17 protein-coding genes are annotated in these 21,018 nt (G+C 64.0%); 13 read left to right on the forward strand and 4 right to left on the reverse strand.

All coding sequences use genetic code 11. The features are described 5' to 3' along the window. Positions 1 to 13 precede the first annotated feature (13 nt). From LGM42_RS18625 to tssJ, 10 genes are all read left to right on the forward strand, one after another. Positions 14 to 1,804 carry a GPI inositol-deacylase gene (locus LGM42_RS18625; RefSeq protein WP_226232855.1) on the forward strand — a complete coding sequence of 597 codons (1,791 nt, stop codon included), beginning with the start codon at positions 14 to 16 and terminating at the stop codon, positions 1,802 to 1,804. Next, complete coding sequence (locus tag LGM42_RS18630) at positions 1,801 to 2,700, forward strand: T6SS immunity protein Tli4 family protein (RefSeq protein ID WP_226232856.1); 900 nt, start codon at positions 1,801 to 1,803, stop codon at positions 2,698 to 2,700. Before LGM42_RS18625 ends, LGM42_RS18630 begins: the two co-directional genes overlap by 4 nt. A gap of 199 nt (positions 2,701 to 2,899) precedes the next feature. Continuing rightward, on the forward strand, positions 2,900 to 3,028 hold the full coding sequence (locus LGM42_RS33355) for a T6SS immunity protein Tli4 family protein (RefSeq protein ID WP_226232894.1): 129 nt from the start codon (positions 2,900 to 2,902) through the stop codon (positions 3,026 to 3,028). A 77-nt stretch (positions 3,029 to 3,105) separates the two neighbouring features. Next, positions 3,106 to 4,359, forward strand: a complete 1,254-nt coding sequence (locus LGM42_RS18640) for a hypothetical protein (RefSeq protein WP_060311435.1) — start codon at positions 3,106 to 3,108, stop codon at positions 4,357 to 4,359. Positions 4,360 to 4,435: 76 nt separating this feature from the next. Next, positions 4,436 to 4,726, forward strand: a complete 291-nt coding sequence (locus tag LGM42_RS18645; protein WP_264168289.1) for a PAAR domain-containing protein — start codon at positions 4,436 to 4,438, stop codon at positions 4,724 to 4,726. Between the two features lie 110 nt (positions 4,727 to 4,836). Further along, positions 4,837 to 8,613, forward strand: a complete 3,777-nt coding sequence (locus LGM42_RS18650) for an ImcF-related family protein (protein ID WP_226232857.1) — start codon at positions 4,837 to 4,839, stop codon at positions 8,611 to 8,613. 8 nt (positions 8,614 to 8,621) lie between these two features. Beyond that, positions 8,622 to 10,205: a type VI secretion system protein TssA gene (gene tssA / locus LGM42_RS18655; protein WP_226232858.1), complete on the forward strand. Its 1,584-nt coding sequence runs from the start codon at positions 8,622 to 8,624 to the stop codon at positions 10,203 to 10,205. Positions 10,206 to 10,215: 10 nt separating this feature from the next. Further along, positions 10,216 to 12,030 (forward strand): type VI secretion system baseplate subunit TssF, encoded by a 1,815-nt coding sequence (gene tssF / locus LGM42_RS18660; RefSeq protein WP_226232859.1) that lies wholly within the window; start codon positions 10,216 to 10,218, stop codon positions 12,028 to 12,030. Further along, positions 12,027 to 13,151, forward strand: coding sequence for a type VI secretion system baseplate subunit TssG (gene tssG, locus LGM42_RS18665; RefSeq protein ID WP_413227421.1), 1,125 nt, complete (start codon positions 12,027 to 12,029; stop codon positions 13,149 to 13,151). Before tssF ends, tssG begins: the two co-directional genes overlap by 4 nt. 13 nt (positions 13,152 to 13,164) lie before the next feature. Beyond that, positions 13,165 to 13,683 (forward strand): type VI secretion system lipoprotein TssJ, encoded by a 519-nt coding sequence (gene tssJ / locus LGM42_RS18670; protein ID WP_226232860.1) that lies wholly within the window; start codon positions 13,165 to 13,167, stop codon positions 13,681 to 13,683. A 106-nt stretch (positions 13,684 to 13,789) separates the two neighbouring features. On the opposite strand, the gene catC is transcribed toward tssJ, so the two are convergent. Genes catC through LGM42_RS18685 form a run of 3 tightly spaced genes read right to left on the reverse strand, consistent with a single transcriptional unit; the run spans position 13,790 to position 16,191 of the window. Further along, positions 13,790 to 14,080: a muconolactone Delta-isomerase gene (gene catC / locus LGM42_RS18675; RefSeq protein ID WP_226232861.1), complete on the reverse strand. Its 291-nt coding sequence runs from the start codon at positions 14,078 to 14,080 to the stop codon at positions 13,790 to 13,792. 43 nt (positions 14,081 to 14,123) lie between these two features. After that, complete coding sequence (gene catA / locus LGM42_RS18680; protein WP_060311418.1) at positions 14,124 to 15,026, reverse strand: catechol 1,2-dioxygenase; 903 nt, start codon at positions 15,024 to 15,026, stop codon at positions 14,124 to 14,126. 31 nt (positions 15,027 to 15,057) lie between these two features. Continuing rightward, entirely contained in the window at positions 15,058 to 16,191 is a 1,134-nt protein-coding gene (locus LGM42_RS18685; RefSeq protein WP_060311413.1) for a muconate/chloromuconate family cycloisomerase, read from the reverse strand. Between the two features lie 91 nt (positions 16,192 to 16,282). Between LGM42_RS18685 and LGM42_RS18690 the strand changes: the two genes are divergently transcribed. The 3 genes from LGM42_RS18690 (at position 16,283) to LGM42_RS18700 (ending at position 19,609) form a co-directional block, all read left to right on the forward strand. Then, on the forward strand, positions 16,283 to 17,173 hold the full coding sequence (locus LGM42_RS18690) for a LysR family transcriptional regulator (protein ID WP_059573741.1): 891 nt from the start codon (positions 16,283 to 16,285) through the stop codon (positions 17,171 to 17,173). A gap of 347 nt (positions 17,174 to 17,520) precedes the next feature. Beyond that, on the forward strand, positions 17,521 to 19,194 hold the full coding sequence (locus LGM42_RS18695; RefSeq protein ID WP_060311410.1) for a methyl-accepting chemotaxis protein: 1,674 nt from the start codon (positions 17,521 to 17,523) through the stop codon (positions 19,192 to 19,194). Positions 19,195 to 19,222: 28 nt separating this feature from the next. Then, positions 19,223 to 19,609 carry a hypothetical protein gene (locus LGM42_RS18700; RefSeq protein WP_226232862.1) on the forward strand — a complete coding sequence of 129 codons (387 nt, stop codon included), beginning with the start codon at positions 19,223 to 19,225 and terminating at the stop codon, positions 19,607 to 19,609. Between the two features lie 243 nt (positions 19,610 to 19,852). Here the strand turns inward: LGM42_RS18700 and andR are convergent, their stop codons facing one another. Further along, positions 19,853 to 20,815, reverse strand: a complete 963-nt coding sequence (gene andR / locus LGM42_RS18705; protein ID WP_226232863.1) for an anthranilate 1,2-dioxygenase regulatory protein AndR — start codon at positions 20,813 to 20,815, stop codon at positions 19,853 to 19,855. Positions 20,816 to 21,018 lie beyond the last annotated feature (203 nt).

Consider the following 21,018-nt stretch of genomic DNA (forward strand, 5'->3'; position numbering starts at 1 on the left):
CAAAAAATAGATCATGACAGACACCACCTCCGTTTTGTATCGCAGCGTAGTTGACGAAAACGGCGACCAATACAGCATCGCGACGCTGACGTCCACAGACGATCAGCGCGAGAAGATCGTGCTGGCGAAGCCTTATGTGATTCCGATAGTCTTTTTGCCCGGCATCATGGGCACGAACCTGCGCAAGAAAAAGGGCAAGGCCGGCGTCTGGCAGCCGCCCAACCTCGATTTACGCGGAGCGGCCGACATGATCGCGCAGTTGTTCGTTTATCTGTTCAAGAGTTCACATGAGCGGGCGGGGGACTTGGTGACGGATACGGTGGAAATCGACCCCAGCGGCCCGATCGACGCCGGAGAGAGCGGCCTGCCGAAGAACGTGCTGGTCGCGCGAGGCTGGGGTGCGGTGATGCGATCAAGCTACCATCCGTTCATGGCCAAGCTTCAGCATTTGCTGAACGACCTGTCTCGATACGACTTCCAGCGCTGCGAAGCCGATCTCCGGAAATGGGCCGCGGAGGCGGGTCAGGACGCCCCCACGGCATGGGGTGCGAAAGAAGGCGATGCCCTGACGCGCGAAGAGATCTTGCATGCCGCGAACTACCAATTCGACGTTTGGGCGGGCGGCTACAACTGGCTACAGAGCAACCGGGACTCTGGAGCGGCGATCAAGGAACTGATCGAGAAGACGATCTTGCCTTTCTACAACGAAGGCAAGGGAGTTTTCGCGCACGACACGCCTGACGGAAAAGGCGGGTCGTATTGCTACAACGAACGTCCGGCACCGAATCGTCCGATGGCGGAAAAGGTGATCGTCGTGACCCATTCGATGGGAGGGATGGTCAGTCGCGCGCTGACGGAACTACACCAATGCGACAAGGTGCTGGGTGTCTCGCATGGCGTGCAGCCGGCTACGGGGGCGCCCGCTACGTATAAGCGCATGCGCTCGGGTTTTGAGGGGCCGGAGCAATTGTTTCTCGGACGCAACGCGGCAGACGTTGTGGCGATACTTTCGCAATCGCCGGGAGGGCTCGAATTGCTGCCTACAGCGGACTACAACGATGGAAAGCCGTGGCTCAAGGTGCGTGACAAGGGGAGTGGCAAAGAGCTGCTTGCGTTGCCGGAGAACGGAGATCCGTATAGCGAGATCTATTGCTCGCCGGCGTGGTATGGGTTGGTGCCGGACGGGAATTTGGGGTTGATGGATCCGGAAGGGAAGAAGGTGGACGCGATATCAGGGGAGCATTCTAAGCCTGAACGTGCGTCCCCGCGCGTTAGGCTTAATGAAACGATCGAGCGAGTCAGGGAGTTCCACTTGGCCATCGAGAAGCGCTACAAAAAACCTACCTATGCCCATTATGGTGCTCAAGGGAAGCGTGTTGCTGACAAAGATCCGGGTGGCTTGCTTGGGACGGGAGCGTTGGCGAGCAAGGACCGCTTTGCTTGGGGTGAGGTGTCGTGGGAAGGACGAGGCCTTGATGGTTTCGATGCCGTCGGGGGCGCCATAGTCAGCGACGATGGAAACGGAAAGCTCAGGACTGCTTCTGGTATCAAGCTAACCATCAGCAATCCAGAATGCGCTGGCGATGGCACGGTACCGGTGTATTCCGGTGAAGCTCCGAATAAAGCTGGCATTTCCTTGAGCTTCGCACATGGGCACGGCAACCCTGGTCGATGCAATGACCATTTCGGATATGACCATCAAGCCAGTTATGGCGACGAGCACGGGCGATCACTGTACGCCACCATGTACGCAATTATCAAGATTGCTCAACAGGCCCGCTGGCATAAAAAGGAGTCGGCATGAAGGAAGGCTGGAGAACGCGCGCAATTGGGCGACATTTGGTAGACCTGCCCAGTGAAGCAGTAACTATTGAAACGTATAAATACAACGAGGTGACGATTGAAATTCTTAGTGAGATAACTACGCGAGAGAGCTTCGATGATTTGATTTCAAAGAGGGAGGAGGAGCTTCGTGGTATTCGGCACGTCAAGCACGGCAGTTTGTTTGTTGAGAGGATACAGCATGCCAATGGTTCGGTGACGCTGATCTCCTGGAATCGCCCGACAGGGAACATACTATACCTCTTCGATACCTACTTCCGAGCGGGTTCAAAAAGCCTCAAATACTCCGGTGAGGTTTCGCCGGACCGTAGGGCCACCGCGCTAGCCACTTGTCAAGAAATGTCCCGAGAATGGCGAGAAATCCCGCTCGGCGAGTTACCGGAAGGCATCGGTTTTGTGGCAGGGGACACTATCTTGGTCGACAAGGATTTCAACCGCGAAAGCTGGGAGTTGAACATCCGGTTGCCGAACAGACCCGATGTATGGTTCCGGCTAACCGCCTATGCGCAGAAGAGGGTACAACCAGGCCTGCGCGCCCGCGCCGGCGGGATTCTGCCGGCATTACTGGGAGCGGTGGCCGGTGTCGGCCAGTTGCGCAACCGAGCGCGACCAGTCGGCCCGATCGAAGCCGACGAGATTCTGGTGGCTGGCACGCAGGACGGCAAGCGGACTTACGGCTTCAAATGGGAAGCACCTGGCAAGGCGTACTCGCTGGCTGAACCCAACCTGAACGCATCGCTGCGGGTAGGCGAGAGCGCGTACCGCACGAACAAAGAGTCGTTCGCTAACGATGGCGAGGCGCTGGAGTTGTGGGATGCCGTGGTGGACTCTATTCGGTTGCGCCCGGGGGCGGTATGAAGACATTGTCTCGTAGGAAGATCTTGATGGCGCTCGTCGTCGCACCGGTAGTCACGTCGACGCCACGTATCTCGTTTTGTACGCCGCGCGTCACGACGGTGGGTGAAGTCATGCGGTATTTGTGCGAGGAGGTATTCCCCTCGCCATGCCAGAAGCGATTCGAATCGCATATGGCGTACAAATCATGATGACGTTGGACATGAACACCGGGGCGCCGAACAATGTATTGCAGGAGAAAATTGACAAGGCTTCCCTAACGGATGGCGAATCTGTCGCCTTGTGGGACTCAGTGTCCCGAAGCCTTCGTCCACGTCAGGATTCTTTCTGAAAAATTTCAGCGTATCTCTTTGGGAGATCACTCCCAGAGCGGTGCTCCCTTATCAAAATGGTTTTTGAGGGTAGCGAATGCCCGTTGACTTCGACAAGCTGCCACCCGAGGAGCCCGTTCCAGACGATCCGCCGTCGCGACTTGTATGGACGATTGTTTTCTTCGTAATCGTGTTCGCCGGTGTATTCCTGGTCCTGTTTCTCTGGCCGAAAGAAGAGCCAACCCGGACCCCGTGGTTCTGGGTCTGCGTCATCGTATATCCGCTCGGCGTTGCTTCCTTCGTCGTGTTGAGGCGCTATAGCGTCTACGAAGGCCGACGTTTGGACGCAATCGTGTGGAACGAAGCCCGCAAAGAATATGTTGACGATGTATTCGAGCAGGCAAGTCAGCCGCTCGCGGTTCTGGCTGCGAGCTACAGGTTCGCAAGCGACGCCAAGGAAGACGCGTTCGCCAAATTGCTGGATGGGTCCGTGATGCTCGAGCCGCGAGTCGCCCCGAAGCCCGATGCGCGTCCAGTGAACGCGCGCTGGTTCGAAAAGCCTGACGCGGATGAGGATGGCGTGCGGTTCGATACTGACGATAAGCGACGGCGCCATGTCATGGCGTGGGCGTTTGGCGCGGTGATCGATGAGGTGGCTGACGCGGTGCGTTCAATGCCGCCGGATTTGAAGCTGACGGCCCAATTGGCCGTGCCGGGTACGGCGAGAACGGAGGAAATCTCGGCGTCATGGCACGCGCAGTGGCAGAAGGTGGATGGTCGAATGCTCGAGGCCGAGGTTTTGCCGGATATTGCCGACCTGATGTACGTCGACACCTGGCTTGATCGCGTCGAACTGAATTCCGATCAGGAAGCGCGACTTCTCGTCATTGTTCAACTGAACGCCGTTCTTCAGGCGATGCCGCCAGATGGAAGCGCCGAAAGCGTCGTCGCGATTCTGTTCGTACCCGAGGCCGTGCGCCGCAAGTTCAATCTCGCATCGGTAGCGCTGGTGCATCGACCCAACGGAACAAGCGACTGTTCGGTAGATGTCGCTCTTGCTCGCGCTGTGCAATGGGGGAAAGTGCAGACGTCGGAAATTAAGGGCGTATGGCGAGGTGGTGTCGATGGCGCTACGGCAAATGCAACGACGGCTGCGCTGGCCAGGACAAGTATAGGTACGAAGCCGGCGGATCTCGATTACATGGTCGGCCATGCAGGTGAGGCCGCGCCGTGGTTGAGCATGGCGTGCGCGGCCAATGCGGCCGCCCGGGACGGCTCGACTCAACTGGTTGTGGCGACTAGCAAGACGAAACCGTGTTTCGCGGTAGTAAGGAATCTCGGTACGCGTTGAACCGTCATCGGTTACCCAACGTTTGTTGGAGAATCTCGCAGCACATTGCATTACTGGGAATTCAGGAGGCCAGATCATGATCAGGCGGTATGACATTCTGAAAGGCGACAAGACAACGTCCGACGGAACCGTATTGGGCGGCGACGCGAATGACAGGATCGGCGATCGCGAACAAGCATACGAGCGCGACGAGGTGTGGTGTCCGACGTGTCAATCGATGGGATTCATTGTGTGCGACGGGCCGCGATTGTCGATGAAAGACCCGAACGGTAGAGAGGGTGCGCTCAGTGACGATTTGTGCGTATGCAAATGCGACCCGCCACCCCGTCTGCTCCCGTCGCAGCGTTTGTCCTGCGTCGATGTTTGAGCGAATCATTTCGGGATCCGGAGCCAAGCACGCTCCAGTCACGCGACGACTAACCAGCAGGACATGTAGCGGAAGTCGTGCCGCCCATACTGCTCCAATCTTGATTGAGTATGCTGAACAAGTTTCGGATCGACATTCTGAGCGTCGTTATAGCGGTCGTCCTGCCCGGACTGGCGGTCTGGCTAAAGGGGGATTCCTGGTTTGGCTTGCGTTCTGCCGAAGGGCGGGCAGGATGGATTGTCGCCCTTTGTATCCTGTTCGTCGTGCTTTTCTTGTGGTACAGCTTCGATTCCTCGGCACGCCCGGCGGTAGCAATGCGGCGAGTCAGGCATTGGGTCGGACGGCAGTTCAAGTCGGAAGCCGAACGGCGCGACAGCGCAACTCCCGGGGGGGCGGTACGTGCCGCTTCGCTGGCCAATAGCCTTCGCGACCGACATGGCTGGCGGTGGCGCTATCGCCAGCAATGGGTACTGGTCGTCGGCGATGAATCGTTCGTCAAGCGCCTGGCCCCGGGGCTCGCCGACACCGGGTATGCGATCACCGGTGATGCGGTTCTCCTGTACGCCAAGCAGACAAGCAACGCGCTCGATACCGGCTGGCTCGACCATGTACGGGGCATGCGCAGGCGTCGCCCTGTCGACGCAATCGTCGCGGTGGAGCGCAACGGCAGTTCGGGCGGTTCCCCATGCGATGCGGACGATCCGTCTCAGCGGCTGATGCGGTACACGCGCGCATTGCGCTGGGCGGCTCCAGTGTATTTGCTGAACGTCACGGATTTCGGCAGCGAGTCGGCGGGGCCGGACGAAGCGATCGGCTTCACATGGACGAGTGCGCATGTCGACGCACAGGAAATCGACGCCTCGTTGCAGAATCTCTCCAGCAATCTCGCGGATGTTGGGGCTGCCCGGCTTGCGAGCGATGCCCGCGATCGGTACCCCGCCGAATTGTCGCAGCATATTTCCGGGGTGAGCGGCGCGCTGGCGGGCTGGATACAGCAGATTACCCGGTCCCGATCGTGGAAGCACGCCGTCCATGGCGTGCTGTTTGCGCCGCTATTCAAGGAGAGAGAGCTGGTACGGCCCACGTCGGGTCTCACGCGTGACAATGCGCTGTCGAACGGCGCCCACCACCGCACCATCTGGCAAACCGTCGCCGACCACAGCCGCAAGGTACACGGTCGCCGCATCGGTTTTTCGCTATCGACCACGGCGGCATGGGTGGCGACCGCGCTGATCGGCTGCTGGTTGGCTGGCACGCTGCTGTCCGGCTTCGCCAACCGCGCGACGATCGGGAGCGCCACGAATACGGTTGCGAAGCTCACCGGAACGCTGAACCCGACGCAATCGCTGCAAACGCTCACCGATCTCGATCGTCAAATCGACACACTCGAAATCCACCAACGCACCGGCGCACCTGTGACCACCCGTTTCGCCCTGAATCGCGACCACGCGCTGCTCGACGCCCTTTGGCCGTACTACGCCTATGCCGCAAACCGCATCCTCATCGGCCCGATCCGCCAGAAACTCGAGGCAAGACTGCATCAACTCGCGTCGCTGTCCGACGCGGAAATCGCGAGCGGCGGCGACGCCCAGGTGCAGGCCGCTTACGATACGCTCAAGACGTACATGATGCTTGCCAAACCCGAGCGGGCGGCAGCCGCATTCCTGACGCCGCAACTTGTCGCGACATCCGCGCCGGAACGCCCGGCCGGTTCGCAACTGTCGCGAGGCAAATGGGAAGACATGCGTCAGCACGCGATCACGTTCCTTGCCAATCACATCGGGCACGAAGCCGGAGCGAGCCGCGCCGCGCCGGTGATTTCCCCGGACAGTGCGCTGATCGCGTCCACCCGGCAGACGATCATCGGCGTGCGCGGCATTCAGCACTCGGGAGATGCGATCTACCAGCAGATCATCGACGAAGCGACACCGAAATACCCGCCGCTGTCGCTCGCGACGCTGCTCGGCGACGCTGCGTCGCAAGCGTCGGTCAGCAGCGCGACGAGCCGTGGCCTGTTCGGCACGACGGCGACCGTACCCGGCGTATTCACGCGTGCAGCATGGGAAGAGCGGATCTCGAAGGCAATCGACGAAGCCGGCGAGCAACGCGATGTGGCGAGCGACTGGGTGCTCTCCGACACCAAGGTTTCCAATGCCTCGCCGTCGACATTGAAGGCCGAACTGCGCCGGCGCTACTTCGACGATTACGCGCGCGCATGGGCGCTCTTCCTCAACAGTTTGCGTTGGCAACCTGCACCGACGCTATCAGCCACGGCTGACCAACTCACGCTACTGGGCGATCCGCAGCGCTCGCCGCTCGTCGCGTTGATGAATGCGATCGTGTATCAGGCGGGAACGGGCGCCAACACCCAGTCGCTGTCCGACACGCTGATCGGCAAGGCACAGCAACTGGTCGGCGCCGACGAGAAAGATCCGTCGAAGCAGGCAAAGCCACAACTTGCGCCGCTCGCGGCCGCATTCGGTCCGATCTTGCGTTTGACCGGTAGCGATCTCGTTGCGGGGGCGCCCTCCGGCGGCAAGGGCGTCACACCGCCGGCAGCAACCGGCGACCTGAGCCTGGCGCGCTATCTGGAGCGGATCACGGCGATGCGCCTGAAGACGTCGCAGATCGTCTCGAGCCCGGATCCGGATGCGATCGCACGGCTGGCCGCGCAATCCGTGCTGCAGGGCAAGACGTCCGATATCGCCGACAGCCGCGATTACGCGAGCCGTGTTGCCGCAAGTCTCGGTGAACAATGGTCCGGATTCGGCGCATTGTTCCGCGCGCCATTCGATCAGTCGTGGCAGGTCATCGTGCAGCCGGCCGCTGCAAGCCTGAACGAAATCTGGCGCACCGCGATCCTCGCCGACTGGAACAAGACCTTCGGCGGCCGCTATCCGTTCGCGGATTCGGACAACGACGCGTCGCTGCCCGAGATGGCGCGCTTCATGCGTCCGGACAGCGGCGTGATCGCGCAGTTCGTGACGTCGCAACTGGCCGGTGTCGTCGAACGGCACGGGGACCGGTGGGTCGCCGCGCAGGGAGCCGATTCCGGTGCATTGACGATCGATCCGGCTTTCCTCAACGGCCTGAACAAGCTCACGCGCACGTCGACGGTGCTGTTCCCGTCAGGCGATGCACGCGTGCGTTACGAACTGCGGGCCGAGCCGACACCGGGCATCACCGACATGCGATTCGTGCTGTCCGGCCGCGAATTGCATTACTTCAACCAGAAGCAGGAATGGACGTCGTTCGAGTGGCCAGGGCAGTCGCTCGAGAACCTGTCGCACATCGAGTGGCAGACGGAGCAGGGCGGTTTGCGTACCGCGCTCGATTCGCAGGGGCGTTTCGGCCTCGTTCGATTGCTGGAGCGCGCGAAGGTCACACAGCAGGACAACGCCCGCTATCTGCTGACCTGGACGCCCGACACGAGCCAGGGCATCCCACTCAGGGTGCAGTTGCGCAGCGAAGCCGGCGGTGGCCCGCTCGACGTTCTCCAGTTGCGCCATTTCGCGTTGCCGGCACGCGTGTTCGTGACGGCAGCAGCGAACGCCGGGGCGCGGGCCTCGGCGAGCGGCCCGCCGCCGTTGCCGATGTCGGCGATCGAGGCCGCGAAGCATGCGGCCGTGCCGCTGCCGCGGGGGCTTCCGGGCAGAAGCCCGTTGCCGGATGAAACGATGTGGGCGGCGCCGGAGAAGGTATCCGGCCGGGATACCGATCTCAAGCCGACTCGAGCGCCGATGCAAACGACCACGGCCGTCTCGACGACACAAACGACGCCGCAGCCTGCGATCTCGCCCGCGGTGACGACGTCGGCGCTTCCGGATTCACCCGCCAGCCCGTTCGGGCATGCCCTCGCGCTGCTGGGCGACGCATTTGTATTGTGAGACATGCGATGACGCTAGCCAATTTTGTAAAGACCCTCGTCGGGGGCCCTCGCGGCGATTCACTTCAGAGGGCACGGACGGATACCTGGGCCGCATGGATCGCGCCGATACCGGGCGACCACGCGTGCGGGCGCGACCCCGGCTACGAGGACGCCTTCTTCGAGCTGAAGGACGAGGCCGGCAAACTATCGGGAATCGACGACGGCCTGATCGTCCGTGCATGCGAACACCTGCTGAAGGAAACCGGCAAGGATTTGCGCGTGGCCGGCTACTACGCGTTCGCACGCCTGCGACAGGACGGCCCGGCCGGTTTCGCCGATGGGCTCGAATTGAGCGCCGCGCTCGTCGACCAGTTCGGCGAGACCGTGCTGCCGGCCCGTCACGAGGCGAAGAAAGCCGCGCTGGAAATGCTCGCGACCGCGCGCCTGATCGAAATGCTGGATCGCCACGGCGATTTCGCGCCGGCCGATCTCGAGCGTGCGCTCGCAGCGCTCGGCGTGCTCGTGACGTGCACGCAGGCGTGGCCCGACGCTGCCCGTCCGAATTTGCAGCCGCTCGTGTCGCGCTTCGATAAAAAGGAAGCACCGGCGCACGGGGCCGATTCCGGCACGGCAGTGCCGCCGGCCAGTGCGCCGGGCAAAATTTCAGCCGGCTCGATCGCGTCGACGCGCGACTTGCTCGATCAGGCACGTGCGATGTCGACGTGGCTGCGGGATCAGGAAAACGGCTACCTGCCTTCGGTACGCGTCGCGCGAAGCATTCGTTGGGACACGCTGCACGACGTGCCGCCGGCGGATGCCGCGTCGCATACGCGTCTGGCGCCCCCACGCGCGGAGTTGCGCCAGCAGATGAAGCGCCTCGTGCTGCAGAAGCACTGGCACGAGTTGCTGGAGCGGGTCGAAGGCGCATTCATGGAGGGCGCGAATCACCTGTGGTTCGATCTGCAGTACTTCCAGCACGTCGCGCTCGATCATGTCGGTACACCATACAGCGAGTGGCGCGAACTGTTGCGCGCCGATTTCGCGCTGTTCCTCGAACGGTTGCCGGGCATCGAACGGCTGGCGTTCAGCGACGGCACGCCGTTCGCCGACGACACGACACTCGAATGGATCGCCCGGCACGCGGTCGTGCGCAACCTGGAAGCGGGCGAGATGGTCGCGCCGCTGCCTGTCGGCGCGGATAGCGAAAGCGATTCAACCGGCGACTGGCCGGAGATCGAAAGCCAGGCCCGTGAACTCGCCGCGCGCGAAGGCGTCGAGATGGCCTTCGCATGGCTCGAAGTGCTGCCCGGCATGAAAACCGATCGGCATCGCTATTTGCAGCGGCTCGTGATGGCGCGCCTGGCGGACCATGCCGGCCGGCCCGATACCTCGCTCGCGTTGCTGGCGGAACTCGACGCGTCGGCCCGGTCGCTGCCGCTGATGCGCTGGGAGCCGGCGCTGACGTTCGAGGTCAAGCAACAACTGGTCAAGGCACTGAAGGCGATGAGCAGCCGCAAGGACGCCGACAAGCCGGCGCTCGCCCGCCGCATCGGCGAATTGCAGGCGGAACTCACGGTACTCGATCCCGCCCGTGCATTGACCCTTTCGTAACGGATTTCTCATGGACAACCACGATCCCATCCTGCGCTACTACGAAGCCGAAATGCGTTACCTGCGCGAATCCGGCAAGGAATTTGCGAAGGCGCACCCCGACCGCGCTCGCCTGCTCAATCTCGACCGCGTCGGCGATCGCGATCCGTACGTCGAACGCCTTTTCGAAGGCTTCGCATTCCTGACGGGCCGGCTACGTCAGAAACTCGACGACGAATTGCCCGAGCTGACAGAAGGACTCGTCAGCCTGTTGTGGCCGCACTATCTGCGGATGATTCCGTCGCTATCGATCGTCGAGCTGACGCCGTTCGCGGAGACGCTTCAGAAAACGATCGTCGTGCCGGCCGGCGTGCCGGTGCGTTCCGCGCCGATCAACGTGCCTGCTGCGGGCGCAGCCCCAGGCGTGGCGCCGCGAACGGTGCAATGCCTGTACCGTACGACGCAGGCGGTTGCATTGCAGCCGGTGTCGATCACGCATGCCGGGCCGGCCGTGCGTCACGACGGCCGCTCGGTGATCCGCGTCGGCTTCGCGTTGCAAGGCTCGGCGCTTCGCAAGGAGACGGATCTGTCGCGGCTGCGGCTGCATCTGAACGCCGATCAGCCGACCGCGTTCGCGATGCATCTTGCGTTGACGCGCCAGGTCGATGCGATTCACTGGCGCGTTCCGGAAATACGCGATGGCGAATCCGTGCCGCTGCCGGGCGTCACGATCGAGCCGGCAGGCTTTTCGACGGAAGAACGGCTGTGGCCCAAAGCCGATGCGGCGTTCTCCGGCTATCAGCTGCTGCTCGAATACTTCACGTTCCGGGAAAAATTCCTGTTCGTCGATCTGTGCGGACTCGACATCACGAAGCTGCCCGAAAAATCGACGCGCTTCGAACTGGAAATCGTTCTGAAGGAAGCCTATCCGTCGGACCAGCGCTTCAACGCGGAAAACGTGCGGCTGTTCTGCTCGCCGGTGATCAATCTGTTCGAACTCGATGCCGAACCGATCGAGATCGATCATCACGAAACCGAATATCGCGTGGTGCCGGCCGGCCATCAGGGCGAGCATGTCGAGACGTATTCGGTCGATGCGGTCGCGACGTTCGATCACGATACGGCCGAACGGTACGAATACGTGCCGTTCGCGACGTTCCGGCATCGCGGCGGCATGCTGCGGCACGAGGCGCCGGAGCGCTATTTCCACACGCGCGTGCGTTCGGGCGTATCGGGGTTGCACGAAATGTGGGTGATCCTCGGCGGGCACGCGTGGGAGTCGATGGACACGCTGCCCGAGGAAAGCCTGTCGCTGCGCGTGACCGGCACGAACGGGCTGCTGCCGCGCAAGGGGCTGCGCGAGGCGAGCCTCGACGAGCTGGCGGCCAGCACGCCAAACGTCGCGGGTGTGCGCAATCTCGTCGCGCCGACGTTGCCGCTGTATCCGCCGACCGAAGACCGCTTCCAGTGGCGCGTGCTGTCGCATCTCGCGCCGAATTTCCTGTCGATGATGAACGCGGAGGTATTGCGCGGCGCGTTGGCGCTGTACGACTGGACGAACGAGGAGCTGAACCGGCGGCGGCTCGCCGGCATCCTGCATGTATCGCAGGACATGCTGGAAGAAGTATCGGGCGGCGCGGTGGAGCGCGGTGTGCTGATCGAGATCACGCTCGATTCGCACGCGTTCTCCGGCGAAGGCGACGTGATGCTGTTCGGCGAGCTGCTGCATCGGTTCTTCGGCGCGTATGCGGAGATCAATCTGTTCACGAAGCTGGCGATCGTCAGCCTGCCGTCCCGGTCGCGGACGGAGTGGCCGCGCAGCAAGGCTCGGCGGGCGCCGCTATGACGGCTTCGATCGATCGGATGGTGGCCGAAGCTGCCGCGTCGAAGGGGCCGCCGACGGTTGCCGGGACGCTGTTCCAGCGAGCGCCGAAGATGACGTTCATGCAGTTCTGTCGGCTGCTGGAGGCGTGTGCGCCCGAACGCGCCGGATTCGGTACGCGCGATACGCCGGAGCACGAGCCGGTGCGGTTCCGGCCGCGTCCGCGGTTGGGGTTTCCGGCGGGCGAGATGGCCGCGGTCGAATTCGACGACGAGCACCCCGAGGCACCGCCGACCGTGCGCACGACGTTCATGGGGCTTTACGGCGTCGATGCGGCGATGCCGTCGCACATGATCGACGAGATTGTACTGCGAGAGGAAGGGCATGAGGCGGTCGAGGCGTTTCTCGATCCGTTCAACCACCGGATGGCGACGCTGCTGTATCGCGTATGGAAGAAATATCGTTATCCGGAGCGTTTCCAGGCCGGCGGAGTCGACGATTATTCGCGCAGCCTGTTGTGTCTCGCCGGATTCGGATGGGGCGACAAGCCCTTGCGTGCGGGTTTGCCGGATTCCCGGATGCTTGCCCTGCTGGGGCTGCTGATCCAGCGGACACGCACGTCGGAAGGGCTGGCCGGCGTGGTGGCGCTCGCCGCGCCGGGAGCCGATGTTCGAGTGGACGAATTCTGGGCGGTGACGACGAGTAGTGGTCGGCCAAAGCCGTTGACGTCGGCGAAGCCGGATGCGGACGTGCTGTCGGACGGGAAGCGCGGCGGGCTCGGCGCCGGTTACGTGCTCGGCAGGCGTCTCGCGTATCGCAGCCGCGCGGTGCGCGTGACATTGCGGCCGGTCGACGAACGGCAGGCTCAGGACCTGTTGCCCGGTGCGTGGCTGCATCGAGAGGTGATGGCATTCATCCAGCTGTATGTCGGCGTCAAGGCCGATGTGCATTTGCGGATGGAAGTGTCGTCAAGGTTCGTTCCGCATCCGACCGTCGGCGTCGAACATGCCGGCCCGGCGCCGCGTCTCGGCTGGACGACGGTGCTGCCGTCGGTCGATGAACGCATGATCGGCATCGCGCTTGGCGTGTACGAGGCGTTCCCCGTACCGCAACCCAATCCGCATCTCGTGCCGCGCACGATCTGATTCCGGAGTTCCCATGTTCTATCGAATGAGTGCGGCTACCGCCGTCGCCGTCTTGCTGCTGTCAGGTTGCGGTGCCTGGCAGTCCGTGTCGGACGCGTCGTCGAATGCGTATCGCGCCGTGTTTTTCAAGCAGGTGAAGGTGCTTGACGTCGATCTGGTCGCCCGTGCCGAACTGAACCCCGACGACGCAGGGCGGCCGACGTCGGTTGCCGTTCGCGTCTACCAGTTGAAGGACCGCAAGATGTTCGACGGAGCATCGTACGACGATCTGTTGAAGAACGACCGGACGGTGCTTGCTCAGGATCTGCAGGCCGATATGTCGGCCGTCGTGAACCCCGGAGCTTCGTCGAGCTTGTCTCAACCGATGCAACGCGAGACGGAGTATGTGGCGATCGTCGCGTTGTATCGCGTCCCGGACGCAGCCGGCGGCTGGAAGCGCGTCATCGAAAAAAAGAAGCTCGATCCGCACAAGCCGCTACGCGTCGGTTTGACGTCGACCGGATTGCAGATGGCGGGGGATAGGCCGAAGTGATCGCACTGCTGTCGGGGTCGCGAAAGAGACCGCGCTGACGCAGGCGACTTGAACTGAAAATGCGGCCCATGCGCCGGTTGCCCGGCGATGATGGGCCGCAAGGGCATCACCGATCGTCGTCCCGTACCGAAGACGGATGCCGGCACAGCGCCCGCACGTCCATCTCCATGTACGGAAACAGCGGCAACTGGCTCAGCACGTCGTGCAGCTGCTGCACGCTCTCGACGTCGAAAATACTGACGTTCGCATACTGCCCTGCGATGCGCCACAGATGGCGCCAGACGCCTTCGTTCATCAGCCGCTGGCACATCGACTTTTCCTCGGCCTTCAGCGTGGCCGCCTTGACCGGGTCCATGTCCGCCGGCAGGCGAACGGTCATTTCCACATGAAACAGCATCCTGCACTCCTTGCGTTGTCGATTCGTCGAACGGGAAGGGCGCTCACGCCTGCGCGCGAGCCCGCTCGACTTCGCTGCCCGGCACGTCCTGCTTTTCCTTGACCAGCGAGAAGTCGAAGTCGATCAGCGCGAACTGCCCGTCGACCCCGTACGGCTTGCCTTCCGCGCCCTCGGCCTGCCTGACCGGCGGGATCAGCCCGTCGCGCGTCGCGAACGCGAAGTCGTCCCACAGATGCGGATCGCCATCGATGTTGATCTGCGTCGTCAGCTTACGATAACCGTCCGCCGAAACGAAGAAGTGAATGTGCGCCGGACGATGGCCGTGGCGGCCGAGCTGGTCGAGCAGTTGCTCGGTCTTGCTGCCCGGCGGCACGCTGTAGCCGACCGGCAGCACGCTGCGGAAGCTGTAGCGGCCTTCGGCATCGGTGCGGATCGAGCGGCGCAGGTTGAACGCGGGCTGCGACGGGTCGAAGTACGAGTAATTGCCCAGATGGTTCGCATGCCACACCTCGACCAGCGCGTTCGCGAGCGGCGCGCCATGCTCGCCGAGCACCTGGCCGCGCATGATCAGCGTCTGGCCGGGATCGGTGCCGTCGTCGAGGCGCGCATGGCCGACCGATTCCGGCGCGCCGGCGACATACAGCGGGCCTTCGATCGTGCGCGGCGTGCCGCCTTGGATGCCGGCCTTTTCCTCGGCTTCGTCCATCCGCACGTCGAGGAAGCGCTCGAGGCCAAGGCCCGCGGCGATCAGCCCGAATTCGCGGCCGGCTTCGTTCAGGAAGTTGAGCGCCGTCCAGAATTCGCTCGGCTGCACGTCGAAGTCCTCGATCGTGTAGCAGATGTCCTTCACGATCCGGTTGACGATCGCGCGCACGCGCGGGTTGCCGGGCTTCTCGGCCGCGTCGTCGAAGGTCTTCAGCAGGGCGTCGATGGCTTGCTTGTTCATCTGTGTCTCCGGTTTCGGTTGTCGTGTGGGGTCAGCGGGCGCCGCGTCGCATCCGTTCGATGCGGGCCCAGTCGAAGGTGATGCCGAGGCCGGGCGCGGCCGGCAGATGCAGCTTGAAATCCTGGTAGCGCAGCGGCTCGACGAGAATCTCCTCGGTGAGCAGCAGCGGGCCGAACAGTTCGGTGCCCCATTTCAGCGAGTCGAACGTGCTGAACAGTTGCGCGGACGCCATCGTGCCGGCCGCGCCTTCGAGCATCGTGCCGCCATACAGTTCGATGCCGGCGGCCGCGGCGATCGACGCGACGCTCGCCGCGCCCTGCAGGCCGCCCGATTGCGCGATCTTCACCGCGAACACGTCGGCCGCGCGATCCTGCGCGAGCGCGAACGCATCGACGGGACCGTGCAGCGCCTCGTCGGCCATGATCGGCACCTGCGCGAGCTGCGTGAGGCGTTTCAGCCCCGCGCGATTGGTCGCGGCGATCGGCTGCTCGACGAGGCTCACGCCGGCGTCCGCCAGCCGCGCACCGGCCCAGATCGCATCGGTTTCGCTCCAGGCCTGGTTCACGTCGACGCGCACGTCGCCGCGCTCGCCTAGCGCGCGCTTGATCGCGACGACGTGCGCCACGTCGTCGGCGACCGCGTTCGAGCCGATCTTCAGCTTGAACGCGCGATGGCGGCGTGCGTCGAGCATCGCTTCGGCTTCCGCGATGTCGCGTTGGGTATCGCCGCTTGCGAGCGTCCACGCGACATCGACCGCATCGGTCCGGCGCCCGCCGAACAGCTCGGACAGCGGCACGCCCAGGCGCCGCGCCTGCGCGTCGAACAGCGCGGTCTCGAGCGCGCATTTCGCGAAGCGGTTGCCCTGGAACAGCTTGCGCGCACGCGCCATCGCGGCGCCCGGGCGCGTCGCGTCCATGCCCCGCAACAGCGGCGCGAAGTAGGTATCGATGTTGACCTTGATACTTTCGGGGCTCTCCTCGCCATAGGCGAGGCCGCCGATGGTCGTCGCCTCGCCGACGCCTTCGATACCGTCCGTGCACCGAACGCGGACGAGCACGAGGGTCTGGCAATTCATCGTCGCGACCGACAACTTGTGGGGCCGGATCGTCGGCACGTCGACCAGCAACGTCTCGATGCGTTCGATGGTGGCGGCAGTTGCTATCATGCGATTCCTCCTGTTGGTGCACATGGTAGGAATTCCCGCCCCGCGTCGTCCAACACTCTTTCCGACTACTTCCATACCTTTGAGGCATGAAATGGAATTGCGTCAGCTCCGTTACTTCATCGCCGTCGCCGAGGAAATGAACATCACGCGGGCCGCGGAGCGGCTGCACATGACGCAGCCGCCGCTGAGCCGCCAGCTCCAGGCGATCGAGGAGGAGATCGGGCTGCCGCTGTTCGAGCGCGGCGCGCGGCCGTTGAAACTGACCGATGCCGGGCGCGTGTTCCATGCGCAGGCGAAACGTCTGGTCGACCAGGCCGACGAATTGGGGCCGCTGACGCGGCGGCTCGCGCAACTGTCGGAGCGGATCGTGATCGGTTTCGTGCCGTCGACGCTGTACGGCGCGCTGCCGGACGTGATCCGCGCGTTTCGCGAGGCGCAGCCGGACGTCGAGCTGTCGCTGATCGAAATGTTCACGCTCGAACAGCTCGGCGCGCTGAAGGGCGGGCGGATCGACGTGGGGTTCGGCCGCTTGCGCTTCGACGACGACCAACTGGTGCGCGAGGCGCTGATCGAGGAAAAGCTGATCGCGGCGCTGCCGCTCGGGCATCGGCTCGCCGATCCGGCCCGGCCGCTGACGCTCGCGGATCTCGCGGACGAGACGATGATCGTCTACCCGAGCACGCCGCGGCCGAGCTTCGCCGATCAGCAGTTGTCGGCGCTGCGCGACGGCGCGGTCGTGCCGGCGGCCGTGCACGAGGTGCGTGAGTTGCAGACGGCGCTTGGGCTCGTAGCCGCGCAGGTGGGCGTGTCGCTGGTGCCGGAAAGCGTGGAGGGCGTGCGCGTGAAGGGGGTGGTTTACCGGCGGCTGCCAGAGCCGGCCGCAACGTCACCGATCATCATGAGCCGCCGGCTGCACGGTGAGAGCGCGGCCACGGCGGCGTTCTGTGCGATTGCACGGCAGATGTTCGTGCCGGTGACGTGACCTGACTCGAGCACGAATCGCAACTAACGGCCTATTTCGACGCGCTCCTCCGAGGGGGAATCGGGCTTGTCGCCGCGGCTTCGTGCCGTCGATCGGGCGCCGGCCGCCCTATTAATGAGATAACTGGCCGGCGAAATAAGCGTCTCTCAGGCTGCGCCCAATTTAATGTATTAAAAAATAAACGTAATAATGAGATAATGGGTGGCGGCACATATTGATTTTTGCTGTGTGTGGTTTTAATTATTGCAATATCGAATCATAAATAATCTGATTTTCTCCCCGTAAACCAGGGTCATGAAGCGGCACTTTTCATTCATTGCCGACCTGGAAAACCGGAGGGGAACGAGGTGAGTCGATTTGCGAAAAGCATAAAGTTCAGGATTTTTGCCACCCTTGCGGTGTGCGTCGCGTTGATGGTCGCAATTGGCACGTTCGGTGTATTCGGTCTGTCCAGACTGAATTCGAATCTCCATCGCGCCTATACGGGCAATACGGTGCCGATCGTCGAATTGACGGAAATCAGTGCGCTCGCGTTCAACATACGGTTGCAAATGCGCCGGCTGCAGGCCGAGCATGACCCCGTGCTCATGCGCAGCGCGGTCGACGACATTCGCACGCAACAAAGCCGTCTCGATACGATCTGGGGCCGTTATTACGGGGAATCGATCACGAGCGACAAGGAACGCATCATCGCCGAGCGCATCCGCAGCGTGCTGCCGCAGTTCCGGGCCGGGGTGAACGACGTGGCCGCGGCGATGAATGGCGGCGATCCCGACGCGGCCAAGGCGGTGATCGAGCGGCTGTCGCCGACCGCGAACCTGCTCAGGCAGGCGCTAGAGGACGACATCGCGCTGAACGTCGAGCAGGCGAAATCGTTCGTCGACGACAGCGAATCGACCTTCCGCAACATTCTGTGGATCGCGATCGGCCTGATCGGTGTCGGTCTGCTGGTCGCGGTGTGGGCGTCGGCGCATCTGCTGCGGCATATCTCGACGCCGCTCGGCAAGGCCGTGCGCGTGGCCGACGAAATCGCGGGCGGCCGGCTGGACAACCGGATCGACATCGACTCGCACGACGAATTCGGCCAGTTGCTCGGCGCGCTGGAGACGATGGACCGGCAGCTCGGCACGACGGTGCGCGGCATCAAGCGCAGCGCGGAGTCGGTCGCGATCGCTTCGCACCAGATCGCGAGCGGCAATGCCGATCTGTCGGCTCGCACGGAAGAGCAGGCCGCGTCGCTCGAGGAAACCGCATCGAGCATGACGCAACTGACGGAGACCGTGAAGCAGAACGCCGACAACGCGCAGCAGGCGAACACGCTCGCGACTCGCGCGACGGACATCGCGGACGCAGGCCACGACGCCGTGCAGCACATGGTCGCGACGATCGAGCAGATCAGCAGCAGCTCCAGCCGGGTGTCCGACATCACGGGCGTCATCGAGGGAATCGCGTTCCAGACCAACATTCTCGCGCTCAATGCGGCGGTGGAAGCGGCGCGCGCGGGCGAACAGGGGCGTGGTTTCGCGGTGGTCGCGAGCGAAGTGCGCAACCTCGCGCAGCGCTCCGCGAGCGCCGCGAAGGAGATCAAGGAACTGATCGGTGCGTCGGTGTCGATGATCCATGACAGCGCGCAGCAGGCCGCGGACGTCGGCGCGACGATGGGGCAGGTGAAGCAGGCGATCAAGCAGGTGTCCGACATCGTCGCCGAAATCGCGGCCGCGTCGCGGGAGCAGAGCCAGGGAATCGAGCAGGTCAATGTGGCGATCGGGCAGATGGAGGGCGTGACGCAGCAGAATGCGGCGCTCGTCGAGCAGGCGGCCGCGGCGTCGCATTCGCTGGAGGAGCAGGCCGGCCATTTGCAGGCGGCGATGTCGGCGTTCCGGCTGGCGGAGGCCTCCCCGGACGAGCCCGCCGCGCCGGCGGTTGCGCCTGCGGCGCGGGTGCAGCCTCCGGCGGCGGCGCGGCCACCGAGCGTGCCGGTAGCGGCAGCGGGTGGGGCCGCCGAGTGGCACGCGTTTTGAACGCCACGCGGTCCGCGCTTGTGGCGACGTGCTTGCCGGTGCGCCAGACACGCTGGCGCGCGCGTTCGCCGTTCACTTTCACGATCCGTCCGCGGCGATGCGGGCGGTGGCTCTGTTCATGACGCTCATGACGAACCCGACTCAGGCAGTACTGACGCTCGACGCGCTCGTCGACACGTGCGCGCGTTTCGATCCGTCCGACGCGGATCAGCGGCTGATCGTGCGCACGATGGTCGTGCCGATGCTGGCGCGGCGGCTGAAATGGCTGGAATTGCTGCTGCGCGCGTGCCCGCATAGCCCCGCCACGCGGGCGATGTTCGAACAGGTGGAACGCGCGCTGGCCTGCGCGTCGTCGCGGCTGGATGGCCCGCGATTGCCGCCCGCGGGCGCTGCCGACACAGCGCAACCGGCATGACCGGCGCAAACGGCGCAGGCATGGGCACCAGCGGCACTAACCGCCGACGCCGCTGACGCCGCTCGCGCGGCGCGCGCCATCGCAGCGACCGGTGCCGGAGACGGCTGCGGCCACCGAAGCGGTCGGCGCCGCGCGGTACCGCAATGATCGTCGGCCCGCTTGTCGCCGTGCGCGCGTGCCATACAACAGGCAACTGCCCGCGCTGCCGCGGGCGCGTCCGCCCGAAAACGCGCGGGCGTGCGTTCAGCGCAGCCCGTCGAGCGTCTCCGACGGCGATTCGCCGAACTTTTCCCGATACGCGATCGCGAACCGCCCGAGATGGGTAAACCCGCAGTCGAGCGCGATATCGGCGATCCGCCGGTTGGATGCCGCGCCGCGCAGCAGTTCGCGCGCGTGCGCGAGCCGCGTCGCGCGCAGGTATTGCATCGGGCTCATGCCGCGGAATTGCAGGAACGCGTCGCGCAGCGTCCGTTCGGGCACGTTGGCGGCCTGGACGATATCGGCGAGCTGCAGCGGCTGCGCGTAATGCGCATCGACGAACTCCTGCGCGCGCCGCACGAAGCCCGGCGCCGGGTCGCGGTGCGACGCGTGCGGCACGGACGACGGCGGATGGCCTTCGATCAGCAGGTCGATCAGCAGATGCTCGAGCTGCGACGCGACCCGCGGGTTCGCGTTCGCGCGTTCGAGCAGCTCGGGCGAGCGCGCGACGAGCATCAACTGCTGGCGCCACGCGGCGAGCGCGGCGTCGCTGACGTGCAGCACGGGATCGAGCGTCGCGCGCGGGTCGCCGGTCAGCGAGCCGACGGTCGCCGTGTCGATGCGCAGCACGAATTGTTCGCAATCGGCCGACAGCACCGCGTCGAAGCGCTCGCCGGGCGCGCACAGCACGCCGGTCTGGCCGTCGACGCCGAGCCGACGCCCCATCGCATGGACTTCCGCGTGCCCGGACAGGCAGAACATCAGCAGGTAATAGCCGTCGACTGCGTCGACCTGCACGCGCATCGCGTCGCCGAACGCGATCGTGCCGATCCCGAGCCCGCCCAGCCTGACGAAATCCATGTGCGAGGCCCCGTGCACGCGGCCGTTCGGCAGCAGCGCGTGCGGCTGCATCACGCGCGAGATCCGCTCGCGCGTCTCGTCGAGATCGCGGGATTCGAACAGCCGGTGCGCGCGCAGCGCGAGCGGCTCGAACGACGTTGGGGACATGGGCTTCAGCCTTGGTATGGGCGGCACGCGCTTCGATCCGGCGAACGGGGGCGCGATCGTGCGTCAGCCGCGTGTGCCGTCATGCTAGCGCAGAAATTCGCCGAAAGTGGATATTGCGCCGCCGCAATCGCACTTTCCGGATAGACGCCGAATATTAGCTTTTCAAAAATCGGCTCCATGCATTCAACGCAACGGATCGACAA

This window comes from Burkholderia sp. AU39826 (assembly GCF_020419965.1).
Taxonomy (GTDB): domain Bacteria; phylum Pseudomonadota; class Gammaproteobacteria; order Burkholderiales; family Burkholderiaceae; genus Burkholderia; species Burkholderia semiarida.